We start from the raw sequence: 17,003 nt of genomic DNA, 5'->3' as shown, positions 1-17,003 counted from the left end.
ACCCAGTGTTTCGTACGCCCGCGATAGCGGGTGCCGATCAGTTGACTGGCGAGATAGTCCGATTCGACGAGTTTATATGTGAGTGGGAGACACTCTCATACATGGCGACGAACCCCCACGCCATGGCGTCCGACGACACCGTCGTCGGTTCGATCGACTCGAGCAGCTCGAGTACTGACTACGTCATCGCCGATATCTCGGCCGACGATGCCTGGCTTTCGATGCAGGTAGACGACGCGCCGACACTTCCGGCCTGGCGATAACTGGGGGTGGGGAAAAACAGCGGACGACTCGAGACGCCGATTTTGCTCTGATTTCGATCGTAAACTCTAGTCAGTACTACATAGAACCGGCGTTAGCTCCTCAGATTCGGCGTATACACGTGCTTATTGACCACTAGAATTTCTATCAATTACTGCAAGATCGCTTGATGCATCAACTAAAGAAAAGAGAGATAATATTAACATAAAAATATATGATAAATATAATATAACAAGAACAGTTAGTGGGGAATAGATATGTTCTGACTATATTTTCGTTGAATCACCACTATCTATTGGCAATATTGAAAAGAAATCCACTACCGAGGAAATTGAACAATTTGATCCGTTAGAGGAATAACACTAATGTGAGTGTAGTGGAATTAGCATATTAAAGTTATATCTTTCACTATGATAAATAAAGAAAGTCAACCAATAACACGCCGAGGATGGATACTAACTGCTATATTACCGTTCACTGGATGTGTAGAGTCTAATCCGGACCCAATTACGATTGGTGAATTACAGATTATTAACGGAGACGATGATAGCCATGATGTTTCACTTACGGTAAAAAAGAATGACGAGGTCGTGCATGATAGAGAGTATAATCTCGATTCGCGTAACGGATCTGAGGTTGATAGCGTTGCAGTCGCCGAACCGTGGATGGACACAAATGATGAGCTTGTGATTGAGACCAATGTACCTTCATTTGAAACAGAACGGCTCTCAACAGCGGATCTTGCAGAACAAACTGACCTCGATTGTACTAATATAACAGTATGGGTACGTGATGATCGTATAGAAATATTATTTGGGACAACTGGGTGCTAGCTAAGCACACCATAGAGATCCTCGGCCAAGCACTTTTCGACAAACTCGGATTCCATCGCGTAGAGGACGGCATCCTGGTCGGATCGGTCCCGAGGTCGATCCACGCACCGCGGGCGGTGTCTTTCAGGTACCAGTGGATGCCCTTGAGCGAGTCGTCGACATCCGACCACACCAGACAGTAAATCTCGAGGTCGCAGTCGGTGCCGCCCTTCGCGTGCCAGTAGACTTCCGCGAGCGGATAGCACAGGCCGTCGACAGTCCCGTCTTCATCGTCGTACTCCTCTTTTCGGAGGTCGGGATTCTGCCGGCCGTACTCGCGGATACGCCGCGCTATATTCAGCAGGCAGCTTTTGACATAGTTCGGATAGATAGATGTCGGTTTCGGTGACTGCTTGACCTATAGTAGCCACTGAAAGTCAATGCACATCTGATCGCACGACGACTGTGCGATTAGTGTGTAAATCGTTTCAGTTGTTACTATATACTGAACGCCATTTTGCGCGCGGTCATGCGATCGGAACAAGTTCGACTATGACGGACCTATCGCACGAACTGCCATCCGACCCTACTGTTTAGTGGATGACCGTTGGACTGCCATCCGATGGTCGGTCCGCAACCGCGAGACGAGCGAGGGACCGATGCGGACGACGAGTTCGGCCTCCGGACCGATGACTCGCGCTACACCATAGCGACGTTCCTCACTGCACTCGTACCGACGGCGCTCGCCCGGCGTTCGATCGCGGTCTCGATCGACACCGATCGCGACGTCTACGAACTCGACGAGCCGGTCGAGATCACCGTCGACTTCGAGAATCGCTTTCCGCTGCCCGTCTCGATCCCGACGCCTCGACAGCGCCGCTGGGGGTGGACGTTCGACGGCGAACTCGAGGCCAGCGACGAGCGCCGGTACACCCGCAGTCGCCCCTCCGAGTTCCGGTTCGGCGGCGGCGAGCGCAAACAGGTCACGTTCACCTGGAATGGCCGCCTCGAGCGCACGACGGACCGCGGGATGGACGAATCGATCGTTCCCGACCCTGGCGAGTACGAACTCCGGGCGTTCGTCGCGACCGAAGACGGCGTCTTTCAGCCGAGTGACGCGACGACGATCCGACTCGAGCGCTCGTCGTCCGGCTCCCGACACCAGTAATCGTTTGGGTATGTGTGCCGTAGTCGCACACATGTCCCTCGAGCAGGTGTTTGCCCGGCTGCCGAACCCCAGTTCGCACGCCTTTCCGGACTACTCGCTCCCGCGCGGCGACCCCGTCTTACCGATCGCGGTCACGCACGAGGAGCTGTCGACGCTGCTCGCGCTGTACGAGCGGTTTCGAGCTGTCGATCCGACCGGGATCGATTCGAATCCGATGCTCGAGGCGGCGACGACGTTCATGCAGCAGTCGTTCGGCATCCCGCAGTACCGGCCGGACGAACAGTTAGCGGACGACATCGCGGCGCTGCTCAACGACTTCTCGGACGACCTCGGTGGGCGACAGCTAGGCGTGGTCGACGCGACGCCGGACCACCACCGAACGCTGTACTTTTTCCTGGTCAGCTGTCGGGGCTATCATGCTGCGCCCCACGTTCGGTTCGAGCCCGACGAAACGGCCGTCGAGACGCTCTACGATGTCTATCAGCGAGTGGTCGAGCAGGACGTCTATCTCAAGCATCCGGCGTCGGTGCTCGAGTGAGATCGCATTCACGAACGAGTGGTAACCGGCAACGAGAACTATCGGCCGATCCATAGCGGTCGCTCCGTGGTGTCGAGGGAAGTGGAAAAGGAAGAATGCGTCCGCGAGTCGAGGACATCGGTTCGTCCTCACCCAGTGAGGAAGCCACCAGGTGGAATCTGTCCCGATGGGCTGTAACCGTCCGTCTCCTGATCTCCACCGAACTGCGGGGAGTGTTCGATCGTTCGGCGCGCCTTTGCGACTCGTCGGGTGCCTGCCGTGACGGTGGCGAGTATCTTACTCATACAAGAGTAAAAAGACGCGGCATGCATATAAGTATTTCCGAGATGAAAGATTGTGTTAGTCAACTGTCGGCGCCCACAGGATCGACTATATCACTAACGGGTGCTTCAGAGTCCCTCGATGCGGATAAGTGCCGAATATTCCTCATGGACGCTCGAGTCACGTGGTCATTCCACAAGTACCAAAAAATAGACAAAACGGGTAATGAGCCGTTCGAAACCGGCCCGATTACCGGTGCAGGTGACACGCCGCGAAGTGCGTTCCCGACCCGTGTTCGGACTCGAGGTCGTAGGCCGGCCGTTCGCGCGCACAGATGCTCCGTTCGGCGAACCGCTCGAGCAGCAGGTCGGTGGCCTCCCCCCAGTTCTCCTCGATGTCATCGTCACCGCTGTCAGGGTCGCGGGCCCCACCCTCTCGATCGGTTGCGATCAGGTCGATTGCGTCTTTGACGATCTCGCCGGCCCCGCCGCGTGGCACGTCACCGTCGAAGAACTCTCGGCGAATCTCGGCGGCCGGCATCGGCTCAAACGTCCGTCGCTTGACCGCGCGCATGAACGCTCGAGTGTGCGACCACTCCTCGTCGCCGATATCGTACTCCTCGGGGGCGATCAGTCGCGGACAGCGCGTCCGGAACCGACAGCCGGAGGGCGGATTCTGCGGACTCGGCACCTCACCCTCGAGGACGCCCCGAACCCCCGACTGTCGCGGATCGGGGACCGGAATCGACTCGAGCAAGGCCTTGGTGTAGGGGTGTTGTGGGTTTTCGAACAGCTCTTCCTTCTCCGCGAGTTCGACGATGTGACCGAGATACATCACCGCGACGCGATCCGAAATGTGGCGAATCACGGAGAGATCGTGGGCGATGAAGAGGTAGGTGAGGCCGAACTCCTCCTGGAGTTCTTCCATCGTGTTCATTACCTGGGCCTGAATGGAGACGTCGAGTGCGGAGACGGGTTCGTCACAGACGACGAAATCGGGGTCGACCGACAGCGCACGCGCGAGGTTGATCCGCTGGCGCTGGCCGCCCGAGAAGGCGTGGGGGTGTCGGTTGTAGTGGCGCGGATCGAGCCCGACCTTCTCGAGCAACTCCTTTGCGCGCGCCTCACGACCCTCGTCGTCGAACATGTCGTGGGCACCCATTGGCTCCTCGATGATCTGGCCCACCTTCATCCGCGGATCCAGCGAGGACTGTGGATCCTGGAAGATCATCTGGATCTCCGAGCGCTTCTGTCGCAGTTCCTCGCCGCTCAGATCGGCCAGATCGTCGCCCTTGAAGCTGATCGTCCCGTCGGTCGGATCGAGCAGCCGCAGGATCGTCCGCCCGAGCGTACTCTTCCCACAGCCCGATTCGCCGACCAGCCCCAGCGTCTCCCCTTTCTTGATCTCGAAGGTGACGTCGTCGACGGCCTCGACCTGATCGACGCCGAAGCTCACCGGCGGGAACCGATCGGTCTCGAGGTTGATCCCCGCGAGCAGCCCCGAGTCGGCCGCGAAGTGCTTCGTCAGGCCGTCGACCTCGAGGAGCGTCTCGCCGTGGGCGATATCGCTCTCGCCGAAGCCGATGGGGTCGTCGGGTGTGCTCATCGCTGCTGGTCACCTCCGGCACTCGAATCACGATCACGTCTGCTTCCGCCATCCGTCGAGGCTTGCTCTTCTTCGACAGCTGACCCGGCGTCCGCGTTCTCTTCTGTCCCTGTCTCGCCGACTCGACCCTCGGCCTCTTCACCCGTCTCGAGCGGCGCACTCTCCTCGTAGCCCACATCGAAGACGTCGTGTTTCACACAGGCCGCCCGATGCGGGTGGCCGTCGGCCTGATCGACCTCGAGCGTCTCCGGATGAACGCGGGTACACACCTCGCGCGCGTCGCGACAGCGGGTGTGGAACCGACAGCCGGAGGGCGGGTTGATCGCCTCGGGCATCACGCCCTCGATGGGGTCGAGTTCGCCGACGGTCCGGTCGGGCCGGGGCATCGAGTCGAGCAGGGCGTCCGTGTAGGGATGTTTGGTCTCGTAGAACAGTTCGTCCACCGGCGCCTGTTCGATGATTTCGCCGAGATACATCACGTTCACTCGGTCACAGATCTCGGCGACGACGCCCATGTCGTGGGTGACCCAGATGAAGCTCGTGTCGTAGCGGTCCTGCAGGTCGTCGACGAGATCGAGGATCTGGCCCTCGACGGTGACGTCCAGCGCGGTCGTCGGCTCGTCGGCGATGATGAGATTCGGCTCGCAGGCCAGCGCCATCGCGATCAGCACGCGCTGGCGCATCCCGCCCGAGAACTGGTGAGGATACTCCTCGTATCGGTCTTCGGGGTCCGGAATCCCGACTTCGCGGAGCATCCGAATCGCTTCGGTCTTCGCCTCTTCTTTCGAGAGGTCGCGATTGATCTCGATGAACTCCCGGAGCTGGCCCCCGACGGTAAAGACGGGATTAAGCGACTCCATCGGATCCTGGAAGATCACCGCGATTTCTCGACCGCGAATCCGCTCGCGCATCTCGGACTGCGAAAGCATGTCGTCTCGCTCCCGGAGTTCGCCGTCGGGACCTTCCTCGAGGCCGAAGATGGTCTCACCTTTGTAGGTGATCTCACCCCCAACGATCTCGCCGGGCTCTTCGATCAGCCGCAGGAGGCTCATCGAGGCGACTGATTTCCCGGCGCCCGACTCACCGACGAGCCCGACGATCTCGCCCTCGTTGACTTCGAAGGAGATGCCGTCGACGGCTCGGACGGTCCCGGTTTCGGTGAAAAACTGTGTCTTCAGGTTCTCGACGCGAAGGAGTGGTTCGGAGCTCATAGTTAGTTCTTGATCCGCGGATCGAGCGCGTCCTGTAGCCCGTCGCCGAACAGGTTGAATCCCATAATGGTCACGAGGATCGCCAGGCCGGGCCAGATGGATAGCCAGATGTTCGCGTGCATGTACCGACCGTGGGCGATCCGAAGCATCTCTCCCCAGTCGGGTGTCGGCGGCTGGGCGCCGTAGCCGAGAAAGGAGAGGCCGGCGACGATCAGGATCGTGACGCCGATCTGGAGCGTTGCGTACACCATCACCGGTGCGAAGCTGTTCGGGATGACGTGTCTGCGGATGATGTTGCGATCCTTTACCCCTGCAGCGCGGGCGGCCTCGATGTAGTCCATCTCCCGGACGGACAGCACCCGACTGCGGATAATCCGAGCGAACACCGGGATGAAGGCGATGCCGACGCCGATCACCGCGTACTGGATGTCCGGACTCCCGCCGCTGACGAAGACGGTGAAGACAATGATCAGCACGAGCGGCGGAATCGCGTACACCGTTTCGACCGACCGCATCAGCACGTCGTCCACCCAGCCGCCGTAGTAGCCCGCGATCGAGCCGATGATCGTCCCGCCGATCAGGCCGATCGCCGTCGCCACGAGCCCGACGCTGACCGACACCTGCGAGCCGTAGACGATGCGGGTAAAGTAGTCACGGCCCTGCGGATCGGTCCCGAGCGGCTGGGAGAGCGTCCCGCCGTCGAGGAACATCGGCGGCTGATTCGGGTTCCCTTCGCCCGGCGGCGGGATCCGCGTCGGGTGGTCGAAGAACGGAAGCGCCTGCGCGGCGGTGTAGTCCGACAGCGCGCCAAACGTCAGCCGCGAGAGGTTGCTATCGATCGCCGCGAACGCCGCGATGAAGATGACGAACGCGACGATGTAGAGCCCGATTCGGGCGGTCGCGTCCCGCTTGACTTTCTTCAGGGTGTAGCGCCAGCCGACGCGCGCTTCGACCTCCTCGTCGGCCGATCCGCCTTCGGCGGCGCCCGGTTGCTGGTCATCGAGTTGTGATTCGGTCGTTGCCATGTGTTATGTCCCTACCATCGTCAGTCACGCTCCCCGTAGGTCACGCGCGGATCGATGTACGCGTAGGAGATGTCCGTAATGACGACGCCGATGACGAACATGAACCCGAGGACCATCGTGATCCCCATGATCAGCTGGTAGTCGAGTTGCTGGATCGCCTCGATGAACAGCCGTCCGATCCCGTTGATCGCGAAGACGGTCTCGACCAGGACGGCGCCGCCGAGGGCCGTCGACAGGTTGAGACCGATGATGGTGATGATCGGAAGCTGGGCCGACCGGAAGGCGTGTTTCCGGAGGATCGTCCGCTCAGGCACGCCGTACGCGCGAGCGAGTTTGACGTACTCCTCTTGTAGCGACTCGATCATCTGGGTTCGTTCGACTCTCATGAGCGTCGCCATCTGGAGCGTTCCCAGCGCGATCATCGGCAGTATCAGGTGTCTGATCGTCTCGATCCAGTGCTCGAGGTAGCTGCCGTGGCCGGCCGCTTCCGGCGGTTGCCACGGGTAGACCAGCCCCGCCGACGGCAGGACGCCGAGTTTGACCGCGAAGACGATGATCAGCATGATGCCGATCCAGAAGGATGGCGTGCTGACGCCGATCAGCGCGACGATCCGCGAGATGTGGTCGGTCGGCTCGTTTCGGCGCTTGGCCGCGATAACGCCGAGCGGAATCGCCGTGAGGATCGCGAAGAGGTACGCCGACAGCACGAGCAGGAGCGTCGGACCGGTCCGCTCGAGCATCAGGTCGGTGACCGGACGGTCGCGGTGAATGCTGTAGCCCAGATCGCCCTGTACGAGGCCGGTCATGTAGTTCCAGTAGCGAACGTGTAGCGGCTGGTCCAGCCCGTAGCGCTGTTCGATCGTCCTGATGAGTTCCTCGTCGGCCTGCTGGCCCTGTAACATCAGCCGAACGGGATCGCCCGGTGCCAGGTTCGCCAACACGAACGTGATCACGGAAATCCCTATCAGGACGGGAATCGCCTGTATCAGTCGGTAAATCGTGTATCGGAGCAGTCCCATGTGTTCGTCTCTGCAATTACGGTGTCCGCGACATCGTCCTGTGATCTATCTCTGGTCGCTGCCAGTGCCGATCCCGAAACGTCGCCTCGAGGATCACTCGTCGAGGCTGACGTTGTTCTCGTCGGAGACGAGCTCCGGGTTGTACGAGACGTTCGGGTGTGGCTGCATGTCGTTGACGTAGTCCTGTGTGGCGATCGTGTTGTGTTCGGAGTAGGCGGCCATCGCCGGGAGTTCCTCGACGATCTCGTCGATGACGTCCATGTAAATCTCGCGTCGTTCCTCCTGATCGGGTATCTGTCGGGCCTCGAGGATGTTATCGTGGAAGTCGTCGCTCCCCTCGTAGAAGTGCCCTTGCGTGACGCCGGCGTTCTCCTCGTGGAAGAGGTTGTAGAGGTAGACGTCCGGGTCGGGACCGCCCGTCCAGCCGAGGATGTACATCTCGTAGTCGTCCGCGTCGCCGGAGATGTAGGTGTCGGTCAGCGTCGCGAAGTCCAGACTCTGGACCTCGGCGTCGTAGCCCAGTTCGTCCAGCCGCGAGGCGATCAGTTCGCCAAGCGCGATGCGGACGTCGTCCGGCGGGACGATGATGGTCGGATTCCAGTCGTCGGGATCGTCCAGGCCCTCCTCGAGTAACTCCTCGGCCCGATCCGGATCGTACTCCGGCGAGGCTTCCTGCCACTCGTCCGTCGGGAAGTCCCAGATCTCGTTGACGATCGGCGGGATCGGGGAGGCGATCGGCGTTCCGCTGTCGCCCAGGTTCGCGTCGACGAACTCGCTCATCGAGAACGCGTGGGCGATCCCCCGACGGACGTCGGCATCCGTCGTCTCCCCCTCGTTACAGTTGAACGCGACGTACATGTACGACGGGCTCTCGGTCCGGTGAACCTCGATCCCCTCCTCGCCGTCGATCTGGTCCCAGTCTTCCGGCGGGACGGTCGCGATCGCGTCCGTGTCGCCCGCGAGAATCTGTGAGACCCGGCCCGCGTCGTCTTCGGCCGCCTCGAATCGGACCGACTCGAGTTCGGGCTGGGGATCGCCCCAGTAGTCGTCCCAGGCCTCGAGTTCGACGTACTCGTCGGAGGTCCAGTCCTCGAAGGTGAAGGGACCGGAGCCGACGGGGTTCGTGTTGTATTCGTCAGGGTCGTCGGTCCGGACCGACTCGTTGACGACGTACGTCGCCACGGTGAGCGTTTCGAACGGTCCATAAGGGTGCTCGAGATCGATCTGTACCGTGTGGTCGTCGATGGCTTCGGTGCCGTCGACGTCGATGAAGTCGTACTCCGGCCGGTTGTCGGTGTCTTCTTCGACGGGTGCGGTAAACGAGTGGGCGACGTCCTCGGCGGTGACGGGATCGCCGTTGTGGAACTCCGCGTCGTCGACGATCTCGATGATGTATCGTTCGCCGTCTTCTTCTTCCTCGGGCTCGCCGACGGCGAGTTTCGGCTGGAGCTCGAGGTCGTAGTCGTATTCGTAGAGCCCGTCGTAGACCTGGTGGATGACCTGTGCGCTGTAGGCATCGTTCGACACGACCGGATCGAAGTCACCCTCCGGATTGACCTCCTGCGTGTACAGGAGTCCACCGTCTCCCGGTCCTCCGTTCCCACCGATGCACCCTGCAACCATCGCTGCACTGACCGCTGCACCCGATGCGAGAAGCCGCCGTCGCGTGGCGGTGAACTGATCTGATACCATCCCGTTGTTCTCTCACGTCTATGTACATTGGTAGCAGGGACCTACGATTTACAAGGTGGTTTTACTCTATACATACGGATACGGTCCCCGACACATCTCTGCTCGCGTGATATCACTATTACACCAGTGAACGCTTCCGAACGCTGATGTAATCGCCTCATCACTCCTTTACTCACCCGTTCATTCGTGGTGATACCGATACGCTGCTCGGTACTGCCACCCCACTCGGCACTGCCACCATCCGACACAGTACCGACACACCGTTTGAACGCGTTCGCGTCGGGACCCGTTCGTCTCACTAGCGACTGACGTTCGCCGACGGTGTACCAGTGACATTTTTGTCGTAGCACCAGTGATATCCGGTATGAACTACAGGGCGGTCGAGACGGAATCGGAGTATGTCGCCCGCCTCGAGACCGGCGCCGACTGGCGGGCCGAAATCGAGTCGCTCGCGAACGAGGTCGAGGCCGATGCGGCCTGGTTTCAGGCCCTCGGTGCGGTCCAGGACGCCGAAGTCTGGTTTTACGATCAGGACGACTGCACCTACGAGGCCGTCGAGTTCGACGAGCCGCTCGAGGTCGCTAGCTGCGTCGGCAACGTCTCCTGGCTGGATGGCGAACGGTTCGCACACACCCACGCGGTCCTCTCGGATCCCGACGGCGACGCCCTCGCGGGTCACTTGAACGAGGCGACGGTCTGGGCGGGCGAACTCTACATGCGCGTCTTCGCTGACGAACTGGTACGCGAGTACGACGAGACTACCGAACTCGACCTCTGGCTCTGACATGCGCGAGGAGGATACCCGGTACTTCCAGCGACTCGAGTCCCAGCTAGACGAGGCGTTCGACGTCGCCGAGCGTGCCAAAGAACGCGGCGCGGATCCCGAACCCGAGGTCGAGATTCCGGTCGCCAAGGACATGGCCGACCGCGTCGAGAACATCCTCGGGATCGACGGCGTCGCCGAACGGGTCCGTGAACTCGAGGGCGAGATGTCCCGCGAGGAAGCCGCCCTCGAACTCGCGAAGGATTTCGCGGAGGGCCGCGTCGGCGACTACGAAACGAAAGCGGGGAAGATCGAAGGAGCGGTTCGGACCGCGGTCGCCCTGCTGACCGAGGGTGTCGTCGCCGCGCCCATCGAGGGGATCGACCGGGTCGAAATTCTCACGAACGACGACGGCACCGAGTTCGTCAACGTCTACTACGCCGGCCCGATCCGCTCCGCGGGCGGAACGGCACAGGCGCTCTCCGTGCTCGTGGCAGACTATACGCGCGCGCTCGTGGGCATCGACCAGTACAGTGCGCGCCAGGACGAGATCGAACGCTACGCCGAGGAGCTCGCCCTCTACGACAAAGAGACCGGCCTCCAGTACACGCCGAAGGCGAAGGAGGCCAAGTTCATCGCCAAGAACCTCCCTATCATGCTCGACGGGGAGGCTACCGGCGACGAGGAGGTCTCGGGCTTTCGCGATCTCGAGCGCGTCGACACCAACAGCGCCCGCGGCGGGATGTGTCTCGTCATGGCTGAGGGGATCGCGCTCAAGGCCCCGAAGATCCAGCGCTACACCCGGAACTTGGACGAGGTCGACTGGCCGTGGCTGCAGGATCTGATCGACGGCAACTACGCCGACGACGAGGGGGATACGGCCGACGACGGCGGTGCGGACGGAGACGGCGATGAGACGGAATCGAACGCGGAAACAGACGGGAGCGACGGCAACGCTGACGACGCCGACGACGAAGCGGTCGACGAATCGGCCGGCCCGCCGCGAGCCGACCCGTCGGCGAAGTTCCTCCGTGATCTGATCGCCGGCCGGCCGGTCTTCTCCCACCCCAGCGCGGAGGGCGGCTTTCGGCTTCGGTACGGCCGTGCACGAAACCACGGCTTTGCGACCGGCGGGGTTCACCCCGCGACGATGCATCTGGTCGACGACTTCCTCGCGACTGGCACCCAGATCAAGACCGAACGACCTGGGAAGGCCCACGGCGTTATCCCCGTCGACAGCATCGACGGTCCCACGGTTAAACTGGCGAACGGTGACGTCCGGCGGATCGACGACCCCGAGGAGGCCCTCGAGATCAGAAACGGCGTCGAGAAGATCTTAGACACCGGCGAGTATCTGGTCAACTACGGCGAGTTCGTCGAGAACAACCATCCGCTCGCCCCGGCCTCCTACGTCTACGAGTGGTGGATTCAGGACATGGCGGACGCCGGTGCAGACACACAAGCCCTCGAGGACGACCCCCGAATCGACCTCGAATTCCCCGACGCTGACGAGGCCCTCGAGTGGGCCACAGAGTACGATGCGCCACTGCATCCCCAATACACCTACCTCTGGCACGATATCTCGGTCGAGACGTTTTGTGACCTCGCAACGACCGTCGCCGACGGCTGCGTCGAGAACGACTCCGACGGCGACGGCACGCTCGTGATCGAGTACAGCGAGTCGACCGCGGTGGCCCTCGAGACGATCATCATCGAACACCGCCAGCGCCCGGACGAGGATCGGATCGAGATCGACGACTGGCGGCCGTTCGCCCGAACGCTGGGGTGTGAACCCAGACAGGCCGTCACCGACGGGGCCGCACTCGACGCCGACGGGCAAGATGGGGTGCCCAGCGTCGAACTCGAGCGCACCTGGAGCGACGGGGACCTCTCCGAGCGCGCCCGGACGTGGGGCCACGAGACCGAGGGCGACAACGCGATCGAAGCGGTCAACGAGGTCGCTCCCTTCGAAGTCCGCGAACGCGCACCGACGCGGATCGGCAACCGGATGGGCCGGCCCGAAAAGTCCGAGCGACGGGACCTGAGTCCGCCGGTCCACACGCTGTTCCCGATCGGCGAGGCCGGCGGCGCACAGCGCAACGTCGCCAACGCGGCCAAACACGCCGAGACGATGTCCGATACGCCCGGCGTCGTCGAGGTCCAGATCGGCCGCAACCGCTGTCCGGACTGCGAGACGGAGACGTTCAAAAACCGCTGTCCGGAGTGTGAGGCCCGAACGAAACCCGACTACCGCTGTCCCGACTGCGATCAGCGGATCGAACCCGATGAGGCCGGCCGCGTCGAGTGCGGCCACTGCGAGCGCGAGGCCACCTGCGTCGAGAACATCGACGTCGACATCCACGAGGAGTACCGCAACGCCCTCGAGTCGGTCGGCGAGCGCGAAAACGCCTTCGAGATCCTGAAAGGTGTCAAGGGGCTGTCCTCGAACACGAAGGTCCCCGAACCCATCGAGAAGGGGATCCTGCGGGCCAAACACGATGTCTCTACGTTCAAAGACGGCACCGTCCGCTACGACATGACCGACCTGCCCGTCACGTCGGTTCGCGCCGCCGAACTCGACATCGATGTCGGCCAACTGCAGGCGCTCGGCTACGAGGAGGACATGCGCGGCGACCCGCTGACCCACGAGGACCAGCTAGTCGAACTCAAAGTGCAGGATATCGTCCTTTCGGACGGCGCAGCCGAGCACATGATGCAGACCGCGGACTTCATAGACGACTTACTCGAGCAGTACTACGGCCTCGAGCGGTTCTACGAGATCGACGACCGACAGGAGCTCGTCGGCGAACTCGTCTTCGGGATGGCACCGCACACGAGTGCGGCAACTGTCGGGAGGGTGATTGGTTTCACGAGCGCGGCGGTCGGATACGCGCATCCGTACTTCCACGCCGCTAAACGCCGTAATTGTGACGGTGATGAAGATTGCGTGATGCTGCTCATGGACGGGTTATTGAACTTTAGTACCAGTTTTCTGCCAGACCAGAGAGGGGGAAAAATGGACGCACCTCTCGTCATGTCCTCCCGAATCGATCCCTCCGAAATCGACGACGAGGCCCACAACATGGACATCGTCTCGCAGTACCCCCGCGAGTTCTACCTCGCGACCCTCGAGCAGGCCGACCCCGAATCGGTCGAGATCCAGATGGGCGAAGACACGTTGGGAACCGACCACGAGTACACGGGCTTCGAGCACACCCACGACACCACCGACATCGCGATGGGGCCGGATCTCTCGGCGTACAAGACGCTCGGCTCGATGATGGACAAGATGGACGCCCAGCTCGAGCTCTCGCGCAAACTCGAGTCGGTCGACGAGACCGACGTCGCCGAGCGGGTCATCGAGTACCACTTCCTGCCGGACCTCATCGGGAACCTCCGGGCGTTTTCCCGGCAAGAGACCCGCTGTCTCGACTGCGGCGAGAAGTTCCGGCGGATGCCCCTGACCGGGGACTGCCGGGAGTGTGGCGGCCGCGTCAACCTCACCGTCCACAAGGGCTCGGTGAACAAGTACATGCAGACCGCGATTCAGGTCGCCGACGAGTACGACTGTCGAGACTACACGAAACAGCGCCTGGAGGTGCTCGAGAAGGCCCTCGAGAGCATTTTCGAGAACGACAAGAACAAGCAGAGTGGGATCGAGGATTTCATGTAGGACCTTTTACCCTGCGGTCTATCGCGGTCGCGACCGCCGCGACCGCGATGTCCCTCGGTAAAAGCTCCATCAAAAGCACTCCTCTTTCCGTTACGGGACACAAAGCGTCCCTTCACATCAGTCGTCGGCCCGCTCGCTCAGCCTTTGGCCTCGCTCGCGGTCGGTATCGGTGACTACCTGCCCTTCCCCGAGTCGCACGACTCTCGCGTTGCTCGAGCCATGCTCCCGGCCATTTCGCTAAAACAGTAGCCGAAACCGATCAGTAACTCGCTCGAGTAACCCCGGGCATCTGCGCCTTCGGATACCGCGGCTTCGGCACGCGTCGGTAGTCGGGCAGCCAGTTTCGGAGGCTCTCGTTGAACCGTTCCGGCCGCTCTCGAGGGGTCCAGTGGCCGCAGTTTCTAACCAGATCTAACTCGGCATCCGGAATTCGACGCGCCGCGCGGGCCGACCACTCGACGGGGACCAGGGGGTCTTCCTTGCCGTGGACGAGCAGCGTCGGCACGGCAAGCGAGTCGAGGTCGTCGACGAAGTTCGTCGCGACGCGGCCGTTGAACGAGAGTTCGTTGTTCTGAAACTGCTTGAACGCCTGGATCGAGCCCGGTTCCATCAGTTTCTGTCTGACGTCCTCGACGAATGGGTCGGGGAGCGCGCTCGAGTCGGCGACGAGACTGTCGAGTACCATGCGGACGCTATCGCTAGTGGCGCTGGCAGCGATCTTGCCGAACTCGGTCATTCCCGGGATCTGCGAGAGAAGCTTCCAGGGGAGCGCGTTGGGGAGTCGGCCACCGAGCCCGTAGCTGTCGATGAGCGCCAACTGTTCGACGCGCTCGGGGTGCTCGAGCGCGTAGCCGAGTGCGGCCCCGCCGCCCATCGAGATGCCGGCGAGGGATACTCGATCGTCGGGAATCGTCTCGATGAACCCCTCGAGGACGTCGACGTACGTTTCGATGGTGTGCGTTACGTCACCCGTACTCCGTCCGTACTCCGGCCAATCGAAGCCGTAAACGCGGTAGTCGTCCGAGAGCGCGTCAATGGCGTGTCGCCAGGAAACCGTCGCGTCGTCGATGCCCGCCCCGTGACAGAGGACGACGGGCGGGCCGCTCGTCCCCGCTCGGCAGTAGCCGATCCGGCAGTCGCCAACGGTAGTAACGCCAGTTCCCGTCATACTCGAATCACACGAGTATTGGGGGCTGCTAACATATCAAAAACCGGTGGGCAGCTGACGGGTTCCTCAGTAGTGCGAACTGTAGAATACACCGCTTTCAATAGTGTTGACCGTTCGGTAGGCTGTCCACCATCCCTCGACCGTACGATTTCCTGTTGTCCCAATTGAACGCCCCCTGATTCGACTGGAAGCGCATCGGCACGCGTCCCAGTTGTGCGGTCGCCTATCATCCTCCGTGAGTCTGAACTATGGATGTATATTGTTTTCTATTACCGTGAGCCATATTGGCATGCTACCATCACGACCGAGACGTAGTGGAGATCAATTTCGTATATCGATTATCGGTTCACAATGTTCTTGTTCTCGATACAGGTACAATCTCGAGACAGCGCTATTCAGTCGATTTGAACACCGTGGCGGCTTTATACCGCTTCGAAGCGTGAGCTATTGACATGGCCACAGAACCAGACCCCCCGCGACTCGGCTTCGGAACCGAACTCTACACCGAGGACGGCGAGAAGGTCGGCCACATTCGCGGCTTCGACGAGGACGGCTTCTACGTCACCCTCCGTGACGGCTTCGAGGGACTGAGCGTAGACCACGTTCGATCGGGCCACGAGTTCGGCGAGGCACACCTGATGTGGCGTTGTCTCGAGTGCGGCGAGATGGACGAACTCGACCAGGACCTGCCGGAGAACTGTCCGTCCTGTGGGACCGAACGCGAGAATCTCTACTACTGGACCGAGGATTAGGACAACCGTTTTTATCGCGGTGGCCCCAGCCTCCGACATGGAGATCGTGGTCTTCGGAGCCGGTAGCCTCGGCAGTCTCGTCGGTGGGGCCCTCGCACGCGAGTCGCGACACGATGTTACGCTCGTCGGGCGCGACCCCCACGTGCGCGCCGTGCGCGAGAGCGGTCTCGAACTCGTCGGTGAACTCGAGGCCACGACCACCCCCAGTGCGACGACCGACGGTCGCAACCTCACGGCCGACCTCGCGATCGTCACGGTCAAATCGTTCGATACGGCGGCCGCCGCCGAGACGCTCGCGACGGGATCGTACGACGCCGTTCTCTCCCTCCAGAACGGGATGGGAAACGAGGAGACGCTCGCCACCGCCCTCGAGTCACCCGTTCTCGCCGGAACGGCCTCCTACGGCGCGCTCCTGCGAGAACCGGGCGTGATCGAGTGCACCGGTATCGGCGATGTCGTCCTCGGTGCTCGAGTCGGGGGTTCATCGACGCGAGCCACCCGGATCGGCGACCTGTTTTCGGCGGCGGGTCTCGAGACCACCGTCGCCGACGACATGCCCCGTCGCCTGTGGGAGAAACTCGCCGTCAACGCCGGAATCAACGCCGTGACGGCGCTGACCAGAACCGAGAACGGGAGCGTCCTCGCGAACGAGGCGAACGACCTTTCGCGCGCGGCCGCACGCGAGACGGCTCGAGTCGCCCGCGCCGACGACGTGGAGCTGTCGAACCCTGTGGCTATCGACGTGATGGAGTCCGTTGCCGGTGATACCGCGGCTAACACCTCCTCTATGCACCAGGACGTTCTCGCCGAGCGACGCACCGAGATCGACGCGATCAACGGCTTCGTCGTCGATCGAGGGTCAGAACTGGGGCTCGAGACACCGACGAACCGCCTTCTGACGGCACTGATTCGGACGTGGGAGCGAGGACGCGGGCTTCGCTGATCGACTGTCGATATACTAGATGCGGCGATACGAAACCGACGGCGATCGACCGAGGGCCGGCTGTCGCGCTGTTCGGCCACGATGTTACGCTCGTCGTCGTTCGAAGCCAGTT

General features: G+C 61.6%; 14 protein-coding genes. 7 read left to right on the top strand and 7 right to left on the bottom strand.

What is annotated here, in order from left to right:
* The first annotated feature begins 101 nt into the window (after positions 1 to 101).
* From NATTI_RS26455 to NATTI_RS0107465, 3 genes are all read left to right on the top strand, one after another.
* Positions 102 to 263, top strand: coding sequence for a DUF7556 family protein (locus NATTI_RS26455; protein ID WP_019991722.1), 162 nt, complete (start codon positions 102 to 104; stop codon positions 261 to 263).
* Between the two features lie 1,432 nt (positions 264 to 1,695).
* Positions 1,696 to 2,241 carry a hypothetical protein gene (locus tag NATTI_RS0107470; RefSeq protein WP_006092878.1) on the top strand — a complete coding sequence of 182 codons (546 nt, stop codon included), beginning with the start codon at positions 1,696 to 1,698 and terminating at the stop codon, positions 2,239 to 2,241.
* 31 nt (positions 2,242 to 2,272) lie between these two features.
* Positions 2,273 to 2,779 carry a hypothetical protein gene (locus NATTI_RS0107465; protein ID WP_006092879.1) on the top strand — a complete coding sequence of 169 codons (507 nt, stop codon included), beginning with the start codon at positions 2,273 to 2,275 and terminating at the stop codon, positions 2,777 to 2,779.
* A gap of 128 nt (positions 2,780 to 2,907) precedes the next feature.
* On the opposite strand, the gene NATTI_RS26450 is transcribed toward NATTI_RS0107465, so the two are convergent.
* From NATTI_RS26450 to NATTI_RS0107440, 6 genes are all read right to left on the bottom strand, one after another.
* Complete coding sequence (locus NATTI_RS26450) at positions 2,908 to 3,063, bottom strand: hypothetical protein (RefSeq protein ID WP_162832111.1); 156 nt, start codon at positions 3,061 to 3,063, stop codon at positions 2,908 to 2,910.
* Between the two features lie 226 nt (positions 3,064 to 3,289).
* Complete coding sequence (locus NATTI_RS0107460; protein WP_006092880.1) at positions 3,290 to 4,645, bottom strand: ABC transporter ATP-binding protein; 1,356 nt, start codon at positions 4,643 to 4,645, stop codon at positions 3,290 to 3,292.
* On the bottom strand, positions 4,642 to 5,856 hold the full coding sequence (locus tag NATTI_RS0107455) for an ABC transporter ATP-binding protein (RefSeq protein ID WP_006092881.1): 1,215 nt from the start codon (positions 5,854 to 5,856) through the stop codon (positions 4,642 to 4,644). The genes NATTI_RS0107460 and NATTI_RS0107455 overlap by 4 nt, the downstream gene beginning before the upstream one ends.
* Before the next feature lie 2 nt (positions 5,857 to 5,858).
* Entirely contained in the window at positions 5,859 to 6,881 is a 1,023-nt protein-coding gene (locus NATTI_RS0107450; protein ID WP_006092882.1) for an ABC transporter permease, read from the bottom strand.
* 20 nt (positions 6,882 to 6,901) lie between these two features.
* Entirely contained in the window at positions 6,902 to 7,900 is a 999-nt protein-coding gene (locus tag NATTI_RS0107445) for an ABC transporter permease (protein ID WP_006092883.1), read from the bottom strand.
* A gap of 93 nt (positions 7,901 to 7,993) precedes the next feature.
* Positions 7,994 to 9,592, bottom strand: coding sequence for an ABC transporter substrate-binding protein (locus tag NATTI_RS0107440; RefSeq protein ID WP_006092884.1), 1,599 nt, complete (start codon positions 9,590 to 9,592; stop codon positions 7,994 to 7,996).
* 364 nt (positions 9,593 to 9,956) lie between these two features.
* On the opposite strand from NATTI_RS0107440, the gene NATTI_RS0107435 reads away from it, so the two are divergent.
* Both NATTI_RS0107435 and NATTI_RS0107430 read left to right on the top strand, forming a co-directional pair.
* On the top strand, positions 9,957 to 10,376 hold the full coding sequence (locus NATTI_RS0107435) for a PPC domain-containing DNA-binding protein (RefSeq protein ID WP_006092885.1): 420 nt from the start codon (positions 9,957 to 9,959) through the stop codon (positions 10,374 to 10,376).
* Position 10,377: 1 nt separating this feature from the next.
* Entirely contained in the window at positions 10,378 to 14,028 is a 3,651-nt protein-coding gene (locus tag NATTI_RS0107430; RefSeq protein WP_019991719.1) for a DNA polymerase II large subunit, read from the top strand.
* A gap of 259 nt (positions 14,029 to 14,287) precedes the next feature.
* Here the strand turns inward: NATTI_RS0107430 and NATTI_RS0107425 are convergent, their stop codons facing one another.
* Positions 14,288 to 15,196 carry an alpha/beta fold hydrolase gene (locus NATTI_RS0107425; RefSeq protein WP_006092888.1) on the bottom strand — a complete coding sequence of 303 codons (909 nt, stop codon included), beginning with the start codon at positions 15,194 to 15,196 and terminating at the stop codon, positions 14,288 to 14,290.
* Between the two features lie 452 nt (positions 15,197 to 15,648).
* Between NATTI_RS0107425 and NATTI_RS0107420 the strand changes: the two genes are divergently transcribed.
* Together NATTI_RS0107420 and NATTI_RS0107415 are read left to right on the top strand one after the other, a co-directional pair.
* Entirely contained in the window at positions 15,649 to 15,948 is a 300-nt protein-coding gene (locus tag NATTI_RS0107420) for a DUF7130 family rubredoxin-like protein (protein WP_006092889.1), read from the top strand.
* A 37-nt stretch (positions 15,949 to 15,985) separates the two neighbouring features.
* Positions 15,986 to 16,891 carry a ketopantoate reductase family protein gene (locus NATTI_RS0107415; protein WP_006092890.1) on the top strand — a complete coding sequence of 302 codons (906 nt, stop codon included), beginning with the start codon at positions 15,986 to 15,988 and terminating at the stop codon, positions 16,889 to 16,891.
* The last annotated feature ends 112 nt before the right edge of the window (positions 16,892 to 17,003 follow it).

Source organism: Natronorubrum tibetense GA33, assembly GCF_000383975.1.
Lineage (GTDB): Archaea > Halobacteriota > Halobacteria > Halobacteriales > Natrialbaceae > Natronorubrum > Natronorubrum tibetense.
Note: the sequence above shows the minus strand (reverse complement) of the source record. Positions and strands in the feature narration are given on the sequence as shown.

Excerpts from the sequence above, each read along its gene's own strand:
- NATTI_RS26455 (WP_019991722.1), top strand. The coding sequence starts at position 102 with ATGGCGACGAACCCCCACGCCATGGCGTCCGACGACACCGTCGTCGGT.
- NATTI_RS0107470 (WP_006092878.1), top strand. The coding sequence starts at position 1,696 with ATGGTCGGTCCGCAACCGCGAGACGAGCGAGGGACCGATGCGGACGAC.
- NATTI_RS0107465 (WP_006092879.1), top strand. The coding sequence starts at position 2,273 with ATGTCCCTCGAGCAGGTGTTTGCCCGGCTGCCGAACCCCAGTTCGCAC.
- NATTI_RS26450 (WP_162832111.1), bottom strand. The coding sequence starts at position 3,063 with ATGAGTAAGATACTCGCCACCGTCACGGCAGGCACCCGACGAGTCGCA.
- NATTI_RS0107460 (WP_006092880.1), bottom strand. The coding sequence starts at position 4,645 with ATGAGCACACCCGACGACCCCATCGGCTTCGGCGAGAGCGATATCGCC.
- NATTI_RS0107455 (WP_006092881.1), bottom strand. The coding sequence starts at position 5,856 with ATGAGCTCCGAACCACTCCTTCGCGTCGAGAACCTGAAGACACAGTTT.
- NATTI_RS0107450 (WP_006092882.1), bottom strand. The coding sequence starts at position 6,881 with ATGGCAACGACCGAATCACAACTCGATGACCAGCAACCGGGCGCCGCC.
- NATTI_RS0107445 (WP_006092883.1), bottom strand. The coding sequence starts at position 7,900 with ATGGGACTGCTCCGATACACGATTTACCGACTGATACAGGCGATTCCC.
- NATTI_RS0107440 (WP_006092884.1), bottom strand. The coding sequence starts at position 9,592 with ATGGTATCAGATCAGTTCACCGCCACGCGACGGCGGCTTCTCGCATCG.
- NATTI_RS0107435 (WP_006092885.1), top strand. The coding sequence starts at position 9,957 with ATGAACTACAGGGCGGTCGAGACGGAATCGGAGTATGTCGCCCGCCTC.
- NATTI_RS0107430 (WP_019991719.1), top strand. The coding sequence starts at position 10,378 with ATGCGCGAGGAGGATACCCGGTACTTCCAGCGACTCGAGTCCCAGCTA.
- NATTI_RS0107425 (WP_006092888.1), bottom strand. The coding sequence starts at position 15,196 with ATGACGGGAACTGGCGTTACTACCGTTGGCGACTGCCGGATCGGCTAC.
- NATTI_RS0107420 (WP_006092889.1), top strand. The coding sequence starts at position 15,649 with ATGGCCACAGAACCAGACCCCCCGCGACTCGGCTTCGGAACCGAACTC.
- NATTI_RS0107415 (WP_006092890.1), top strand. The coding sequence starts at position 15,986 with ATGGAGATCGTGGTCTTCGGAGCCGGTAGCCTCGGCAGTCTCGTCGGT.